The organism is Pelosinus fermentans JBW45 (genome assembly GCF_000271665.2).
GTDB lineage: Bacteria > Bacillota > Negativicutes > DSM-13327 > DSM-13327 > Pelosinus > Pelosinus baikalensis.
On sequence record NZ_CP010978.1, the window covers coordinates 5,188,411 to 5,204,608 of the forward strand.

General features: G+C 39.7%; 14 protein-coding genes. 7 read left to right on the top strand and 7 right to left on the bottom strand.

Going from position 1 to position 16,198, the window contains the following annotated elements:
- Window positions 1-226 precede the first annotated feature (226 nt).
- Window positions 227-2,023: a heme NO-binding domain-containing protein gene (locus tag JBW_RS22950; RefSeq protein ID WP_007954940.1), complete on the bottom strand. Its 1,797-nt coding sequence runs from the start codon at window positions 2,021-2,023 to the stop codon at window positions 227-229.
- Window positions 2,024-2,265: 242 nt separating this feature from the next.
- Here JBW_RS22950 and JBW_RS22955 point away from each other — a divergent pair, with 242 nt between their 5' ends.
- The gene (locus JBW_RS22955) at window positions 2,266-2,931 is read left to right on the top strand and encodes a nitrite reductase (RefSeq protein ID WP_007954939.1); all 666 of its coding nucleotides are present in this window, start codon (window positions 2,266-2,268) and stop codon (window positions 2,929-2,931) included.
- Between the two features lie 485 nt (window positions 2,932-3,416).
- Here JBW_RS22955 and citG read toward each other — a convergent pair whose 3' ends face one another.
- Window positions 3,417-4,781, bottom strand: a complete 1,365-nt coding sequence (citG, locus tag JBW_RS22960) for a triphosphoribosyl-dephospho-CoA synthase CitG (protein WP_007954937.1) — start codon at window positions 4,779-4,781, stop codon at window positions 3,417-3,419.
- Between the two features lie 22 nt (window positions 4,782-4,803).
- The gene (locus tag JBW_RS22965; protein WP_007954935.1) at window positions 4,804-5,529 is read right to left on the bottom strand and encodes a nuclease-related domain-containing protein; all 726 of its coding nucleotides are present in this window, start codon (window positions 5,527-5,529) and stop codon (window positions 4,804-4,806) included.
- Between the two features lie 275 nt (window positions 5,530-5,804).
- Between JBW_RS22965 and JBW_RS22970 the strand changes: the two genes are divergently transcribed.
- Window positions 5,805-6,776 carry an alpha/beta hydrolase gene (locus JBW_RS22970; RefSeq protein WP_007954933.1) on the top strand — a complete coding sequence of 324 codons (972 nt, stop codon included), beginning with the start codon at window positions 5,805-5,807 and terminating at the stop codon, window positions 6,774-6,776.
- Between the two features lie 197 nt (window positions 6,777-6,973).
- Here the strand turns inward: JBW_RS22970 and JBW_RS26090 are convergent, their stop codons facing one another.
- Window positions 6,974-7,108 carry a hypothetical protein gene (locus tag JBW_RS26090; protein ID WP_007954926.1) on the bottom strand — a complete coding sequence of 45 codons (135 nt, stop codon included), beginning with the start codon at window positions 7,106-7,108 and terminating at the stop codon, window positions 6,974-6,976.
- 228 nt (window positions 7,109-7,336) lie between these two features.
- Here JBW_RS26090 and dapB point away from each other — a divergent pair, with 228 nt between their 5' ends.
- The gene (gene dapB, locus JBW_RS22975) at window positions 7,337-8,155 is read left to right on the top strand and encodes a 4-hydroxy-tetrahydrodipicolinate reductase (RefSeq protein ID WP_007954925.1); all 819 of its coding nucleotides are present in this window, start codon (window positions 7,337-7,339) and stop codon (window positions 8,153-8,155) included.
- Window positions 8,156-8,558: 403 nt separating this feature from the next.
- On the opposite strand, the gene JBW_RS22980 is transcribed toward dapB, so the two are convergent.
- Window positions 8,559-9,545, bottom strand: a complete 987-nt coding sequence (locus JBW_RS22980) for an aldo/keto reductase (protein ID WP_007954924.1) — start codon at window positions 9,543-9,545, stop codon at window positions 8,559-8,561.
- A gap of 246 nt (window positions 9,546-9,791) precedes the next feature.
- Between JBW_RS22980 and JBW_RS24300 the strand changes: the two genes are divergently transcribed.
- The 4 genes from JBW_RS24300 (at window position 9,792) to JBW_RS23000 (ending at window position 14,377) form a co-directional block, all read left to right on the top strand.
- A complete protein-coding gene (locus tag JBW_RS24300; RefSeq protein WP_007954922.1) occupies window positions 9,792-10,304 on the top strand; it encodes a MerR family transcriptional regulator in 513 nt (170 codons plus the stop codon).
- Between the two features lie 53 nt (window positions 10,305-10,357).
- Window positions 10,358-12,481, top strand: coding sequence for an AMP-binding protein (locus tag JBW_RS22990; protein WP_007954921.1), 2,124 nt, complete (start codon window positions 10,358-10,360; stop codon window positions 12,479-12,481).
- Window positions 12,471-13,646 (top strand): lysophospholipid transporter LplT, encoded by a 1,176-nt coding sequence (gene lplT, locus JBW_RS22995; RefSeq protein WP_007954920.1) that lies wholly within the window; start codon window positions 12,471-12,473, stop codon window positions 13,644-13,646. Before JBW_RS22990 ends, lplT begins: the two co-directional genes overlap by 11 nt.
- 158 nt (window positions 13,647-13,804) lie before the next feature.
- Window positions 13,805-14,377, top strand: coding sequence for a hypothetical protein (locus JBW_RS23000; RefSeq protein ID WP_007954918.1), 573 nt, complete (start codon window positions 13,805-13,807; stop codon window positions 14,375-14,377).
- A 16-nt stretch (window positions 14,378-14,393) separates the two neighbouring features.
- Here the strand turns inward: JBW_RS23000 and JBW_RS23005 are convergent, their stop codons facing one another.
- Together JBW_RS23005 and JBW_RS23010 are read right to left on the bottom strand one after the other, a co-directional pair.
- Complete coding sequence (locus tag JBW_RS23005; protein WP_007954911.1) at window positions 14,394-15,179, bottom strand: ABC transporter permease; 786 nt, start codon at window positions 15,177-15,179, stop codon at window positions 14,394-14,396.
- The gene (locus JBW_RS23010; RefSeq protein ID WP_007954904.1) at window positions 15,154-16,152 is read right to left on the bottom strand and encodes an ABC transporter ATP-binding protein; all 999 of its coding nucleotides are present in this window, start codon (window positions 16,150-16,152) and stop codon (window positions 15,154-15,156) included. The genes JBW_RS23005 and JBW_RS23010 overlap by 26 nt, the downstream gene beginning before the upstream one ends.
- Window positions 16,153-16,198 lie beyond the last annotated feature (46 nt).

Sequence of the window (16,198 nt, forward strand, 5' to 3'; positions counted from 1 at the left end):
CTTTCTTTTAAATTTTGAAGAAAAGACAAGGTAATGTCTGTTTATCATTATCTTATCGAATTTATGTTTTCCTAGAAAAATAATATCACATATTGAATAAAATCCATAGTTTTCTTGTTATTATTCTTTCCAATCCATGCATTTTTTCAATCATTTGCTTTCACAAAAAAAATGAGTAGGTAGGCGTATTCCTGCCTAACCTACTCAATAAAGACAACCGGCTCTATCAAGTACGATACTGATTGATATCTTGCCCGAAATGCTGGATTACAACCTTAAATTCACCAATTTTCCCCATCATATCTACAAGCTTGTCATTATAAATCTGAACTGATGCACTGACTTCCTGACTCGCTGCCGAATTCTCCTGGGAAATTGCTGCCAAGGACTCAATTTTACCATACACCTGCCCAAGTCCAGTCATCTCATATTCCAATTTTCCAATCATCTCTACAATATTCGTAGCAACATTCTGTACATTACCTACATGGCGGCTATTACTAGCTACTACCTCATTGAGCTGATGACTTTCCACTGCCAATACATCATATTCTTCCTCAATCATCGATACCACACCACTAATAATCTCCATTAAAATCTTAAGATCACTGGTAATACTATCCGAATGATGATGCGACTGCTCTGCTAATTTGCGTACTTCTTCTGCTACAACAGCAAAACCTCTGCCCTGCTCACCGGCCCGTGCTGCCTCAATCGCAGCATTGAGGGCCAATAGATTGGTCTGTCCTGCAATCGCTGCCACCATCCCCGTAATTTCCGTAATTTTAGCAGCTTGGGACTGCAGGTTATTGGCCGACTCTTTCACTTCAGCGAATTTCTCCAGACTATGCTGTAACTTAGATCCCGATGTCTCTACCTCTCGAAAACCTTGATTAATTTCCGATACGGCTGCTTCTAGTTGTATTTTGTTACGATTTTGCTCTACGACAAAGGTTTTTAACGTCTCTAAATTACCACTTAAAATACCAACTGCCTCAGTAGTCTCAATAGCCTGATTACCAGCAGCAGTTGCTACGTCATACACCACGCCGGAAATACCCCGGGAAGTATCCTTCATTTCATCAGCTAATACATTAAAGGTATCCGCATATTTATTCATTTCATCGCCAGTACCTTTAAATCCTACAAACTCACGCTTTAATCGTTTTTTATACAAGGATAAGCCTTGCATAATACCTTCGAACTCATCACCAGTATAAAGATTGGTTTCATGGAAGTACTTGCGCTCCTGCATATTTTGGAGTTCTTCATGGATCGCAGCAAAAGGTGTTAACAAAAGGGAAGATACAATCCCTGCAATCCCCCCACTAACCACAGCTGACCATAAGGGAACAGAAACACCAAACAAGGCTAATATCCCATTTGCTGCAGCAGTCATGAGAGCAACCGCTACGCCGATCTTGACGGGCAATCTTTTGATAAAACCAAAAGATAACAGCTGATTCACACGATATTTTTTATTATATGTAATAGGTTTCGAGAACCGAATTTTTAATTTTACATGCTCAGCAGACTTTTCCAAGACTTCTGTTTTAATCTCTTCCTTAAAATGCTCTGCACCACCGAGAAGAAGACCATTGAGATAACCAAACATCCCTCGTTTTGATTTATAACTAAAAATTGCCTCATATTCTGAAATGGGTTCAATTAAAATCTCTGGCGGATTAGCACCTGGAATTCGTTGTACAACAACTACATGCACATCATACATGGATCTAAGAAAAGAATACAAGGTCTCCTGCTGAAAAAAAGCTGGATAGACAGCTAAGAAAGCTCTAACGTTATCTTTCCCAATGGTTAACCAAATGTCATCCTCTGATTTGTCTAAGGAAGTCGCCAAAGAGGTTATAAACTTTTTGACCCCATTGTCCTCAACGTCTTCCGTTGGGCCAACAATACGATCCTTCGCCCATCCTGCACTCGCCATTGCTTTGTTGACCAAATCCTGGCCCCACGCATTACGAGCAGTACTGATCCAAGTGGCAACAACTGTTCCCTTCATTCCTATCACTCCATTTTAAATATATAACAGTATTTTCTACATTGCATCGTGATGTTGTATATAGCATTTCGCCATATTTTTACAAAATCCTGCCTTTAAAAATGTTTATCCATACCAGCTAGGAATAGAGGAGTGCTATCTCTTAATAAATAATGTCTAAACTGTGATATTCGTCACAGACTGTGACAAACATCCACTTATAATAAAAAGAAAGCACCATTACCATCTAAGGAGGGTCTTTCATGACAATACCATTAGCAAGCATACCCTTTCTAAACAAAAAAATTAAATTCCCCGTAACACCCCACATACCTGGTGGTTTAACTACCGCTGCTCAACTTAGACAAATTGCCGATATCGCTGATAAATATAATGGATCATTAAAGATAGTGGGAAATACGATTACGATTATAGGACTTAACCTTGCAGATGGAGAAAAAGCCATAGCCGAACTTGGCTGCCAAGGTGAATCTTTCATTGCAAAACAAGTACGTGCCGTTGCTTTCTGTCCTGGAAAACCCGACTGTCCTAGAGCGCTGCAAGATAGTACAGGCTTAGGTCTTGCCCTGGACAAAGAATTCTTCGGTCAAGAATTACCCAGTAAGCTGCGCATTGGTGTTAGTGGCTGTCCAAATTGCTGCATTGAACCATTTGTTAAAGATATTGGCATGTATGGCACAGCCAAAGGATATACCTTAGTGGTCGGCGGCAACTCAGGCTTTTCTGCACAAATTGCAACCCCCGTCGCCGAAAAGGTACGTGCCGATGAGATTACGTCTATCGTGAACAGCATATTAACCTACTTCCGCCAGCATGGAAAAAGCAAAGAACGCTTAGGACAGGTTATTGAAAGGCTCGGCTGGGATCACTTTTCACAAGAAACAATACCAGAGAATTATCGGAAATAATAAAAACATTTGAACCGCGAAGGAACGCAAAGAACACGAAGAAATATTTTCTATTCTTCGTGTTCTTTGCATTTCATAACGCTATACATTATTTAAAACTCTTTTATAATAAAGCAGATAAACGAATCGAACCACAAAGGCGCAAAGTACACAAAGGATTTTATTTTTTGTGTTCTCCTTTGTGTGCTGCGATAGCGGCATTGTGCCTTTGTGGTTCATATAACAAAAAAACCCGCTTCCGCGAGAATAGCTGTAGTACTTTATAAAATTCGGGGCAACGGAGTTCCCCCAAGATTATCTCAGCATCCACCCCAACACTAAGTAATCATTAACTCCGCTGCTTCATTATCTATTCTACCACAGTTTTCATAACTATAAAAGTGGGAATAGCCACTCTTTTAGAAAAACTTTATTTTTTTTCTACATGAATCTTTATTTTTGCTATATTATATACTGCTGCTCCATCCCTCCCTTTCTTACGACAGTTATAATGAATGCAAAAACCATGTCACAGCCAACAAATCTGCAACGCCACCAGGACTGACATTTTCTTGAATAAATTCTTGATCTAAAGCCTTACACCGATCCCGTCCATCACTAGTTTCCATACCGCCTGCCTCAATTACCATTTGCGCCTGTTCCCGAACCCATACTCTCATCTTATCAGGATGATGGCGGTGCATGACGGTAGTATCATCTACGCAAGTCATAAGCACCAACAACGTATGTACTAAAGCGTCATTGATTGATAGCCCCTTATCCAAGGCATCCCGCAAGGCCGGCAAAGCCTTATATCGTACCGATGGCAAACCTTCTGCTAATTCTCCACGAATACCCGTAATGCCATAGGTAACATATAAACGTTCTCCAGCAGTCAGCTCTTGCCCACTCTTATGAATAGCCCCTGCCAATTCTTTTTCTACAATCCCATTTACCATTTGTGAAGCATGTTCTAGTACAGTGCTTTGCGTTACAGGCAATGAACGTCCATGAAGCCATCCAGCAATCCCCGTCATAATTCCGAGTAAAAAAATCAATCCCTTTTGCGTGTTAACGCCCCGAGTGGCCGCTAGCATCGCTTGTTCAGCTTCCAAACCGATAATTCTTAGTACTGGCAATAAGGCTTCTACAGTTCCTTCATGAAGAATCCCGGCCTGAGCACAACGATTCATATAACTGCCGAGAGAAGCTGAGCTTGCCATGAAACTATAAAAATCCATATCCTGATGAGCACCACTATTGATTCGGTCCACCAAACCTGGCGAGGGGGTACATGTGACTTCATATAACATAGCTTCAATCGCCAATGCTCCGATTCTTTCAGCAACAGGGCTAATACACCTGGTTTCATAGGCTCTAAATTGATATAACAGCTTTTCCACTACATGCAACAAATCCTGCATACTATGCCGTCCTTCTCGCCGGCACACTACAAATTCTCCGCCACAAACAAAACAGTTCCGCCCTTTCCCCTTATCCCGACGGGATAAGAGCATACCGGCTTGGTCAAATACATCAATATCCAATAGCCGAGAAAAAGCAAATGCCTCCTCAATCTTCTCCGCTGCTTTCTTGACTAACCACCCCTCATTGTCGATTGCAAGTAAGGCTTCCGGACCTGTTGATAGATTGATCTGCTCCTCTCCTAGGATTTCAAATTGTTTTTTCACTTCTTGCGCAGCATAATCCCTAAGGCGTCTTAAGACAGGAGTGTCTTTTACTGCCCCTGGCACATTTAAGGTAATACTGACTATCGTCTCTTGATACTTTTCTTTAAACACTTGCTGCCTATTATACCTAGCTTCTTTTGCTGCTAAGACATCTTCTAATGTAACGAGCTTAGTTTTCATTGTAACACTCCATTTTTTCCAGCTACTTCTTCTGCAAGGAAGAAAGGATTTCTACGACTTTATGAATTAAGGTTTTATTCAAATATTGACGATTTTTGCAGGTCAGAATATAATGATTCAATTGATTATCATGAAATAAAACGGGTACACTACTATTATGAGCCCTTACATGGACTGCTTCATTCGTGAATAAAACAATACCCTCGACCCATACATTAATCCCTTGTTCCTTTAAAAATTTAGACAGTTTATATACTTGCCCTTTCACCTGCTTTACAGGGTTGACCATTTTCTTAGAATATTTTCCGCCGCCCCGCCCTACTTTATGCTGCGTCCATTCCGCATCTTGTGCATCTCCTACAATGTGACCATTGTGATTTTTAACCTCTACTACATATACCCCTTTCATACCTACTATAATCAAGTCCGTTTCTTGACTATAATTTTGATACGAAATACTCACATTAGTAAAGACATGATAGTCCTCAGGAAGGTGCAGTGCTTCTACTAAGCCTATCGTTTCCCCTTTTGCACCAAAACGAAATATAACTCCGCGTCTAATATAATAACTGGATAAAACAATGGCAATGATCAGCGGCGCTAAATAATACCACTGATTTACCTGCAATTTATGCACAAAAATTAGATAAAAAGACATACACACAAGCACTAAAAGTACGATTCCTGCAAATAGACTTCGATTGGCCTTTCCGCTTAAATTATTTCTCCCCTTATGAAATTGAGCCATACCTTTTACTCCCTTATGTTCTCTAGACTTTATCTCGTGATCCAAGTCACCAGATACGTTCACCGTCGACTCTAATGACTTAACACTTCACCTCGGAGTCAACTCTTTCTCGTCCGTACAATCTATAAGGTTACTTATTCTGTTTAAACCTAAAAAAACCTCCACGGCATCGGAGGTTTTATTCTTTGGCATTCTTCTTAACAAAAATATCACGTCTATTATCTTATCATCTTCTACAATATAATTGATAGTATACATCACTGGAGGCTGGCAACATGTATGAAGATACTGCATTAAAAGCATATAAACGCAAAATTCATTGGCAAGTGCTGTTAGTAATTATCATTGTTCTCGTCTTTGTCATAAATGTAGCTGGTTTATTCGCTGGTGCGGTTTTTTATAAAGAATTCTGCGTATTAAATACCCGCACCAGCTTAGAGAGATTCAATCCACTCAAATCTCGCTTACAAAGAGGTCTGCAAACAAAAAATTGGCACTCTACCAATATCCAGTCGCCTTTTGGCTATTACTTAAAAGGAACCTACTTACCTTATGCAGATCCTTCTAATAAGACGGTCATTATCGTACACGGCATTGCTGCCAACCGCTTAATGAGCTTATGGTATGTGAATATCTACCTGGATCAGGGCTACAATGTTTTAATCTATGACTCAAGAGCCCATGGCGAAAGCGGCGGAACCTCCACAACATGGGGATTCTATGAAAAATACGATCTTGAGGCATGGGTGAAATGGGTGGCCAGCGAGCATCCAAAGGGAGTCATTGGCGTACATGGAATCTCCATGGGAGCAGCGACAGCACTTATGCAAGCACAGCTCAATGAATCCTCTAAACAAGTAGATTTTTATATTATTGACAGCGCTTATAGCAACTTAGAAGACTTGCTAACCAAACAAATTGGTGCCGCCGTAAATTCTCATAATCCCCTATGGATCAAAACCTTATTAAAATATTCCAGCGCAGTGGCCTATATCCAAAATCGTTTTTTTTATGAAGATGTATCTCCGATCCACGCGGTTGAAACCGTCACTACACCCATCTTATATCTACATGGAGAGACAGATCCCCTTGTTCCTGTGAGTATGTCCCACCAATTATATGCCGCTACCAAAGGCTATCGCCAAATCCATACCTTCCCTGACACAGGACATGCCATGGCTATTTTCGACAGCCAAGCCGAATACCGAAATGTCATTACCCATTTTATTGAAACAACGACAAAATAACAAATATGTGAAAAACTCTACTCGTTTTTAAAAAAACATATAAAAACGTATTGAACTACAAAGACGCAAAGGACACAAAGTGGTCTATTTATAACTTATTTGTATCTCCTTTGTGGTTCATAAATTTTATGTTGTTCCACCTATAAAACTTATACTCTCTGTCTATAAAAAAAGCCTCTAAAAGCTGAGGCTTCTTTTTATTGTTTATCTAAGTGGTTTGCAATACGTCTTAATGATTTTGCAATATGGTATAGCAGATAGAAAAAGCCTCCCGCTGCAGCAACATGGGCTATGCCAAAAGCAATGCCAATTGCAGGATTTGAATGCATCATATTTTCACCTCCATTCTTACTATACACTTATTATCACATACGCCAATGACAACAATATGACAATACTATCCCTTATAAGACATACTAACATGCTTTTTTAAAACTTTTTGAATCTCGAAAATTATATCCATTTATTAACATTTGTAGAATTTAAAGTAAATTATTTGACTAACTGACAACTTAATGTTATTATAGGATTGTTAGTATATTAAATGGGGGGCGAATAAGGTGAAAATCGCATTAGTAGGATTGGGTAGAACAGGGAAAGTTGTGGCAGAATATCTTCTTTCGCAGAATGTGCTTAGCATGGTATTGTGTAGACCGAATAGTACTAATGCTAATAAGGATCTTGGGGAGATATTGGATCGTAACGATACAGGAATTATGATTGAAACCAGCGATCATTTAGAAAGAAAACTATTTCAATATAAGCCAGATATTCTTATTGATTTTTCACGCGCAAGCTTTTTAACCGATAACATTCACATCTTAGAAAAGTGCGGCGTAAGTGTAGTTACAGCAGTAACTGACTATGATTCTGCAGAATTGGAAAAAATAAAAAATGTAGCACAAAAAGGTAATATTGGAATTGTCCTGGCACCTAATATTACATATGGCGTTAATGTGTTAATGTTGATGACTGAAATAGCAGCGGAGTTAATGAACTCCTATGATTTTGAAATTTATGAAGAACACCATAAACAGAAAAAAGACAGTCCATCAGGAACTGCCAAGAAAATTGCTTTGAAAATACAGGAGGGTCTGGATCGTAATGATGAGATCCCCACTCATGCCGTTCGAGCAGGCGGTATTATTGGAAAGCATAAAGTTATCATCTGCGGTGAATATGATTCCATCGAAATCTCTCATCAATCCTACTCCAAAAAAGCCTTTGCCGAAGGCGCTTACAAAGTATCTCAATTTCTGATAGGAAAAACGGGTTTTTATGAAATGAGCGATGTTTTTGAACAAGAAAGAGAACAGAGAAGACAAATCATAGCTGTACGCAAAATGATGGAAGATATGAATATTTTGAATTTAGCATAGAAAATCTGCTATAATGTCGTAGTAGATCGATTCTATGGAGGTGATTGTATGGGAAAAGTATCCCCTAAAAGCAGTTATAAGAACATTAAAACGGCAGAGAAAAGTACAAAGTTCTTCATTGACAAACAGGCACCTAAAAAGCCAGTAAAAAAATAATAAGATCGTAGAACCTACCTTTTTAGGCCAGGTATTGCTTAAAAAGCTCCTGTAAAAATTCGTATACGAATTTTTACAGGAGCTTTTTTTTGCAATCTTGGTGGTATGTAGTTGATTCTGATTTTGCTTCAGAGAAGCTGGATTCAAAACTAATATCTCCTTATCCTTGATATAATTGACTACTTCTATATTATATATTGTAGAATTTCACATATCTTAAATAATGAGGTTGTTTATTGCTGTCGCTCTATTCTTCTATTCCTATCATGCCTGCTGGAGTATAACGTTCCCCCACAATTGTATACTGAGCGATGATAGATTCAATATGATTTAGATCTTCCCTGCTTAATTCTACTTTTGTTGCTTTTATATTCTCCAGCAAATATTTCAGCCTCTTCGTACCAGGAATGGGAATCACATCCTCACCTTTAGCGAGAACCCAAGCTAACGACAATTGAGCTCCAGTAATTCCTTTGTCTTGTGCAATGTTTCCAATCGCCTCTGCGAATTTCTGATTACTGCACAATGCCTCCCCCTGTAAGCGCGGTAAACTCTTACGAAAATCCCCCTCTTGACTTAGAACCTCCGAACTGAGTTGGCCACTCAACAGTCCACGGCTTAAGGGACTATAGGCAACAAGTCCAATGCCTAACTCTCGCAAAGTTGGCAACACACTTGTTTCCACATTCCGTGTCAAAAGAGAAAACTCGGATTGAACAGCGGATAAGGGATGTACTCGATGAGCTCGGCGAATTGTATCAGATGAAGCTTCTGAAATTCCAATATAGCGAACTTTCCCTTCCTTGATCAGATCTGCCATAGCTCCGATGGTGTCCTCAATGGGAGTATTGTGGTCCACCCGATGTATATAATATAAATCAATGACTTCACGATTTAATCTTCGCAAACTGGCCTCAGCAGCCTGCTTAACATATTGGGGACTGCCATCAATTCTTCGTTCATAGGCTCCCGGCTCCCTTACAATGCCAAATTTAGTAGCGACAAATGCCTCACCGCGCCACCTCTTTAGTACCGATCCTATAAGCTCTTCATTATGACCATACCCATACGTATCAGCAGTATCTAAAAAGGTTATTCCCGACTCAAGGGCTGCTTGAATCGTATTTTGCGATTCTTGATAATCTGCCTTGCCATAAAACTCACTCATACCCATACAACCCAATCCAATGGCTGATATTTCTGGTCCGTTTTTTCCTAGTAGTCTTTTCTTCATTCTTTCTAACTCCCTCTGCTCATTCATTTTTCTTACTCATTGGTGTTGTATCACTCGGTAGTATTGTAATTTTATTTTACATCTTTGTCAATATATCTTACATTGTTGTTACTATTACCTATAAAGTATATAATAAGACATAAAAGAAATGTCCTATCAGGACGCAGCGTTTTAAAATCCTGTTTTATAAGGAATACAAAGAACAAGTCTCATCATAAGACAAAATTTAGCTAAAGGATGAACATAATGCCAAAACACAATTTATCCGTATCTACCATACTCGATATCCCTCTCCTGTCGCGAATTATTGTAGGAATTGGCGAAGTGTCAAACATCACAGGTGTTTCAGCCAGACAGCTTCGTTATTGGGAATCCAAAGGAATCATCAGCTCTATAGGAGACAATGCTGGCACCAATCGGAAATATGACTATACCAATATTGAAAAAATTATTTTAATTAAAGACTTTCTAGATCAAGGCTTTACCCTGGAAGCATCCGCCAAGCGACTGGAAGAACGTATCCTGCGCCTTAATGAAGCAATTGTTCAATTAGCCAATCAGCATAACACCCCCATACAAGAATCGGTAGAATCCATCGAGGATACGAACGAGCCTTATCATCTCCTTGATGGTGAGCCATATCGTCTTTTGGGATATGCTACCCACAGTGTAACAAAGGAAAAGTTAGAAATTTACTTACCTTCTGATAAAAACCAAGAGAAACTACTGGCAAAGCCTCTAGAGGAAGAACATCATTGAATATTCACTACTGATGTTAGATCGACTAAACAATAGGATGAGGGAGTAAAACAATGCTGAGATATTTGTTGAGAATTCTACTTCGCTTACTCTTTAAAGCAAAAGTAATCGGCTTTAAGGAGATGCGTTTTGACGGTCCTACGATTGTATTACCCAATCATGTATCCTTTTTAGATGCAGTATTCTTATATGCCTATTTACCCAGTACTATTTGCTATGTAATTAATACAGATATTGCGGAAAAACTGCGCTTTTATCTCCAATTTATTAATCATATTAAAATTGATCCTTTAAACCCTTACTCATTAAAGAAAATCCTGGCCTTATTAAAAGCAGGAAAACCCTTAGTCATCTTCCCAGAAGGACGTATTACCCGTACGGGAAGTTTAATGAAGATCTATAGCGGCATCGGATTTATTGCCTTTCGGACCAATGCAGCAATTTATCCAGTGATCTTCTCAGGGTTAGAGTATTCCAAATTCTCACGAATTCAAGATAAAGTACGCTCAATATGGTTCCCAGAAGTAATGATGTATGCTGACAAAGTTATTCATCTGGAATCCGGCGGGAGTAAAAGCATCAGACTGCAGAAAAGAGAAATTGGTGACAAAATTCGTACGATTTTGGAAAACACCATGTTCAAAGCTAAAGAATATACGCAGATTAAAATCAATTTATTTAATGAGTTATTGCTGGCGGGCAAGACTCACGGCATGAGTAAGATGATGGCAGAGGATAGCAGCGGTAAGATTACCTATCGTAAAACGATTATTAGCAGCTATGTCTTGGCAAGTGCATTTCGTACAGTTCTTGTATCAGACGAAAGGGTTGGAGTCTTATTACCCAATTCCATCGGCCATGTCGTTACGCTGTTTGCCTTATTTTACGTAAATAAAACGCCTGCGATTCTAAACTTTAGCGCAGGTATACAAAACAATTTAGACTGTGGAGAAACAGCGGGAATCAAAACCATACTTACCTCTCGTACCTTTGTGGAAAAAGCTAATTTTCAATCCTATGTCAGCCAATTGGCTGCTAAATTTACCATCCTTTATCTCGAGGATTTGAAAAGTACCCTATCGGGTACTGATAAACTATCAGGCTTGTTCAGCTACTTTGTAAGAAAAAAAGCATCTCCCATTGGCAATAGAGAAATCATACTCTTTACCAGCGGCAGTGAAAGCAAGCCCAAAGGGGTTGTATTGGCCCATTCCAGTATCCGGGCTAACATTCATCAAATTTCTTGCGTAATCGATTATACCCACCGAGATAAAATGCTAAATGCTCTGCCTATGTTTCACTCTTTTGGTCTGACGGCAGGAACGCTGCTGCCCATTATGGAAGGAATGGAAGTATTCTTGTACCCCAGTCCCCTGCACTATAAAATTATTCCCGAAATTGCCTATGATCGAAATGTTACTATCTTGTTAGGAACGCCAACCTTTCTGATGGGATATGGGAGATATGCTCATAACTATGACTTTTATAATGTACGATTTGTTTTGGCCGGCGGCGAAAAATTAAAAGATGATGTGCGCAATCTTTGGAATGAGAAATTTGGCATACGTCTTTTTGAAGGCTACGGAACCACAGAAATGTCCCCGGTACTCAGTTTCAACACGCCTATGTTTAATCGCCGCGGAACTGTCGGTAAATTTCTTCCAGGCATTGAATGGCGATTGGAAGCCGTAGAAGGCATCGAGGAAGGTGGAAACCTCTTCGTAAAAGGACCAAATGCCATGAAAGGCTACCTATTGCATGGCAAAGGCTTTATACCTTCAGAAAAATGGTATAATTGCGGCGATGTCGTTGCCATTGATAAAGAAGGTTTTATTACCATAAAATCACGCTTAAAACGCTTCGCGAAAATTTCCGGCGAGATGATTAGCTTGGATGCTGTTGAAAAAGTTGCCGAAAGCTGCTTTGCTACTGATAAAAATGCAGCAATCAATATTTCAGATACAAAAAAAGGTGAAAAGATCATTTTGTACACACTCCATAAAGATGCGACTAAACAGCTGCTGCGAGAATACATCAGCCAGAGCGGACAAAGCATGCTCGTTATGCCAACCTCATTGCGAATTGTCGATACCTTACCCTTACTAGGGAGCGGCAAGATTGACTATGTAACCCTAAAAGAAATGGCCGCAAAGGAGCTGGAAAACGGTGCGTCTTAAACCTTCGCCCCTCAACGCCCTATTCTTAGCTCAATTTATATCTGCCTTTGTTGATAACATGATCTTATTCATTGCCTTGGGGATTATCCATAGAGATGGTTATCCTGGCTATTATCTGCCTCTTGTACAAAGCACTTTTTTATTATCTTTTATTGTTTTATCTCCCTGGGTTGGCAGGTTTGCGGATAAGAAAGCAAAATCTCAAGTACTAATGGTGGGCAACGTCATAAAAACATTGGGAATACTCCTTCTTCTTGCAAAATGCGACCCCGCATTGAGCTACGGCGTGGTAGGTATCGGTGCTGTCATTTATAGTCCCGCGAAGTATGGTATCCTGCCCTTTCTGGCAAGAGGAGAAGATGCCCTCCTGCGGGCAAACTCCAGCTTAGAAAGCTACACCATAGTAGCCATTCTCACCGGTTCTGTTGCAGGTGGTTATTTATCCGATATATCCATTGTGCTGTCATTGATAGCCTGTATCGTGCTTTATGTCATATCCATTGGCGTGAATACTCTGATACCAAAAGATCCCGGTAATAGAGGCATTCAATATCGTAACGCGATTATAGAATTTGCTAGCGATGCAGCAACCCTGTTTCACAATAAACAAAGCCATTTTTCCCTGATCGGTACCGGCTCATTTTGGATGGCATCTGCTGTCCTTAGGATGATTATTTTTGCATGGGTGCCCCTAACTCTTGGCATTCGCAGCGGGGTAGATATTAGCATGATTATTGCCGTTACCGGCATTGGCATAGCCATAGGGGCAGTCATTACTCCCTATCTCATTACCGTGAGAGATTATCAGCGCACTGCATGGTATGGTTTGGGTATGGGAATTTGCATCCTAGCATTCTTATGGGTTACGACCTTACCCATCGCCATTATCCTTTTACTCTTAATCGGCTGTATGGGAGGTATCTTTATCGTTCCTATGAATGCGTGTCTGCAACATGTCGGTCATCAAACCATAGGAGCAGGCAAGACCATTGCCATCCAAAATTTTGTGGAAAATAGTTTTATGTTTCTCGGGGTAGGGGCCTATACTCTTGCTTTTAAATTAGGCATATCTATTTATACCTCACTGGCTGCTGCTGGTATAGTCTTACTAGCCTTTGTTGCCTACTTGCTTGTGCTAACCTATAAAAGAATAGAAACCACCTAAAAAAGATCGAGCCCTCCGTATCTAGTATTCGGAGGGCTCGATCTTTTCATTTCAAAAAAACAAAATCACTTAGCTAAATAAAACACCATTTGAGGGCATACTAACATATATCATCAGTTAAAGCAATCGGACGATCGATTTAAAGGTAGGAGATATTTATGACAAATGATAAATCAACATTACTCAAAATAAGCGTACTATTCCTAGCGACTCAACTCGTACTCATTTTGGAATTGGCCAAATCAGGCCAATCCAGCTATGCTCGAAGCGTTATAGCAACCACCTTTTGTTGGACGTTGTATACGTTTTTAGAGGCTAGATACGGGTTTTATATGAATACCTATGTGAGGGGCATCGTCATTCTCTCTTTGCTGGGAGATAGTTTCTTCGGCAGCTATTTAGACTTTTATCAAACATCCTTCACTTTCGATAAAATGCTGCACGTATTTGGCTCCTATTCCTTCTCTCTATTTGCTTATATTTTAGCTGTTCAATTACTTCGTCATCCCCTAAGCAGTCCATTTAAATTCATATTCATTCTGTCCCTGGGACTTAGTATTGGGGCTTTTTATGAGATTATAGAATTTCTTACCGATACCATTTCACATCCAACTCCCATTAGCCAACCAAGTCTGCTGGATACGGATCTAGACTTAATGGGTGATCTAATCGGAGCAATGATCGCTGCCATCCATGGAACTTATAGGACCTTTATGAATCAAAACTTTTGATTCCTTCTTTGTTCTATCAATAATACCCCAATGTTCCTTGAAGTTTCGCCTTTCGTGCACACCAGATAAAAACTAGGAGTCCCCCCCCAAAATAAATTATAGACTGAGAACAAAGTAATAGCAGACTGCCATCTTTCCATAATTCATATAGTGGTTGCATCTTCAACAAAGTATCACGTAGTAAAATAATCCCTTGAGTCGTCGGTAATGTCTTAGCAACTAATGCCAGCCATCTAGGAAATTGTTCTACAGGAAGCATAGAACCATTCAGAAAAAGCAGCGCATTTGCCGTTAAACCGGCAAGTTCGCCTACTCGTTTAAAAATTAACGTCATGCCGGCAATTATGAACCCGAAACCAAACAATCCAGCCATGGTAATGATAAAAATAACAAGTCCCTGCCATTGTAAAGAAATATTTGCTTTTAATGTCCATAATATAACAACCGCAAATAATAAAATATTAATTGTCGCAGTAATTAATGTGGCAAGAGATCGACCAATTAATATAAGGAATACAGGAACAGGGCTCATAAAAATCTGTTCTAATGTACCTGCCTGGGCTTCTCCCAGTAAATCACGACACATGCCGGAAATAACAATGGAGGAATACAACCACATAGAATAACCAATTAGCGTATAGGTAAGCTGTCCTGTGCTCACCTGCCCTCCACCGATAATAAAGCCTATGCCAATGAAGACAATCCCCATCATCACCAGCTGCAAAAAGGTTTCAAATTTGTAGTTCCAGGCAATCAGCAAACCTTTATAGGTTTCATTAAGCATAGTTTTTAATGTTGTCATGATTATCAATCTCCTTTTCGTTTTTTACCAGTTTTAAAAATACTTCCTCTAAATCTGGCTCTAACGGAGAAACAGAAAGTAACGCCATTCCCTTTTCTCTGATTTTATCAAGCAAGGTATATAACTTTGTTTGACTGTCAATTGCCCCTGTTAATAACGTCACTCCTTCTTCCTCTTTGATGATGAAGTCCTTTAATTCATCATTCCTGTGACCGTTAAACACTCCCTGTATCTTAATCTGATAATACCCCTGTCCAAAAAGCATGAGTAATTCATTAAGATTCTTGTCCGCAATTATTTTCCCTTTATGCATGATAGCTACGCGCTCACAAAGCGCCTGCACTACGTCTAATTGATGGGAAGTAATGATCACCGTTTTCTTGTAATCTTGTGCTAATCGCTTCAGTAATGCTTTCATAATTTGCATCGCTTCCACATCTAGCCCCAGGGTCGGCTCATCTAAAATGAGAATGGGAGGATCAGCAATCAGCGCGCAGGCAATCGCAATTCTTTGCTGCATTCCCCGTGAAAAATTTCGTATGATATCATTACGCCTATCCCAGAGTTCCAATTCTTTTAAGAGTGATTCGCCCCGCTCCTTACTAATTTTCCTGGCGCAGCCCTTTAAACTGCCAAAGTACATTAAATTTTGCCACGCAGTCAAAGGCCAGTAAATATTTCTCGTTCCTTCTAAAACCACGCCGATTTGCCGCATCGCTTCCCCATGATCTCGTGCTACGTCGCAGCCATTTAGCAATATATGTCCAGTCGTTGGAGTTATCAATCCACACATCATTTTTATCGTCGTAGTTTTTCCTGCACCATTTGATCCCAGAAAGCCGAAGACTTCGCCCTTTCGTATATCAAGATTAACGTTATCAACTGCTGTAAAATGATTTCCACTGCTGTTACCATAGATCTTACTAAGACTGTTGATTTCTACTGCTTTATTCGTTATATTATTCTCATTCAAAATTAATCCCTCCATCTTTTAGGGTTCATGTGTTTCCGTTTTTCAA

What these genes read in the sequence shown, in the direction of transcription:
- JBW_RS23005 (WP_007954911.1), bottom strand. Translation starts at nt 15,179, where the DNA reads ATGACAACATTAAAAACTATGCTTAATGAAACCTATAAAGGTTTGCTG.
- JBW_RS23000 (WP_007954918.1), top strand. Translation starts at nt 13,805, where the DNA reads ATGACAAATGATAAATCAACATTACTCAAAATAAGCGTACTATTCCTA.
- JBW_RS22955 (WP_007954939.1), top strand. Translation starts at nt 2,266, where the DNA reads ATGACAATACCATTAGCAAGCATACCCTTTCTAAACAAAAAAATTAAA.
- citG (WP_007954937.1), bottom strand. Translation starts at nt 4,781, where the DNA reads ATGAAAACTAAGCTCGTTACATTAGAAGATGTCTTAGCAGCAAAAGAA.
- JBW_RS22950 (WP_007954940.1), bottom strand. Translation starts at nt 2,023, where the DNA reads ATGAAGGGAACAGTTGTTGCCACTTGGATCAGTACTGCTCGTAATGCG.
- JBW_RS22965 (WP_007954935.1), bottom strand. Translation starts at nt 5,529, where the DNA reads ATGGCTCAATTTCATAAGGGGAGAAATAATTTAAGCGGAAAGGCCAAT.
- JBW_RS22970 (WP_007954933.1), top strand. Translation starts at nt 5,805, where the DNA reads ATGTATGAAGATACTGCATTAAAAGCATATAAACGCAAAATTCATTGG.
- JBW_RS22990 (WP_007954921.1), top strand. Translation starts at nt 10,358, where the DNA reads ATGCTGAGATATTTGTTGAGAATTCTACTTCGCTTACTCTTTAAAGCA.
- JBW_RS22980 (WP_007954924.1), bottom strand. Translation starts at nt 9,545, where the DNA reads ATGAAGAAAAGACTACTAGGAAAAAACGGACCAGAAATATCAGCCATT.
- JBW_RS26090 (WP_007954926.1), bottom strand. Translation starts at nt 7,108, where the DNA reads ATGATGCATTCAAATCCTGCAATTGGCATTGCTTTTGGCATAGCCCAT.
- JBW_RS24300 (WP_007954922.1), top strand. Translation starts at nt 9,792, where the DNA reads ATGCCAAAACACAATTTATCCGTATCTACCATACTCGATATCCCTCTC.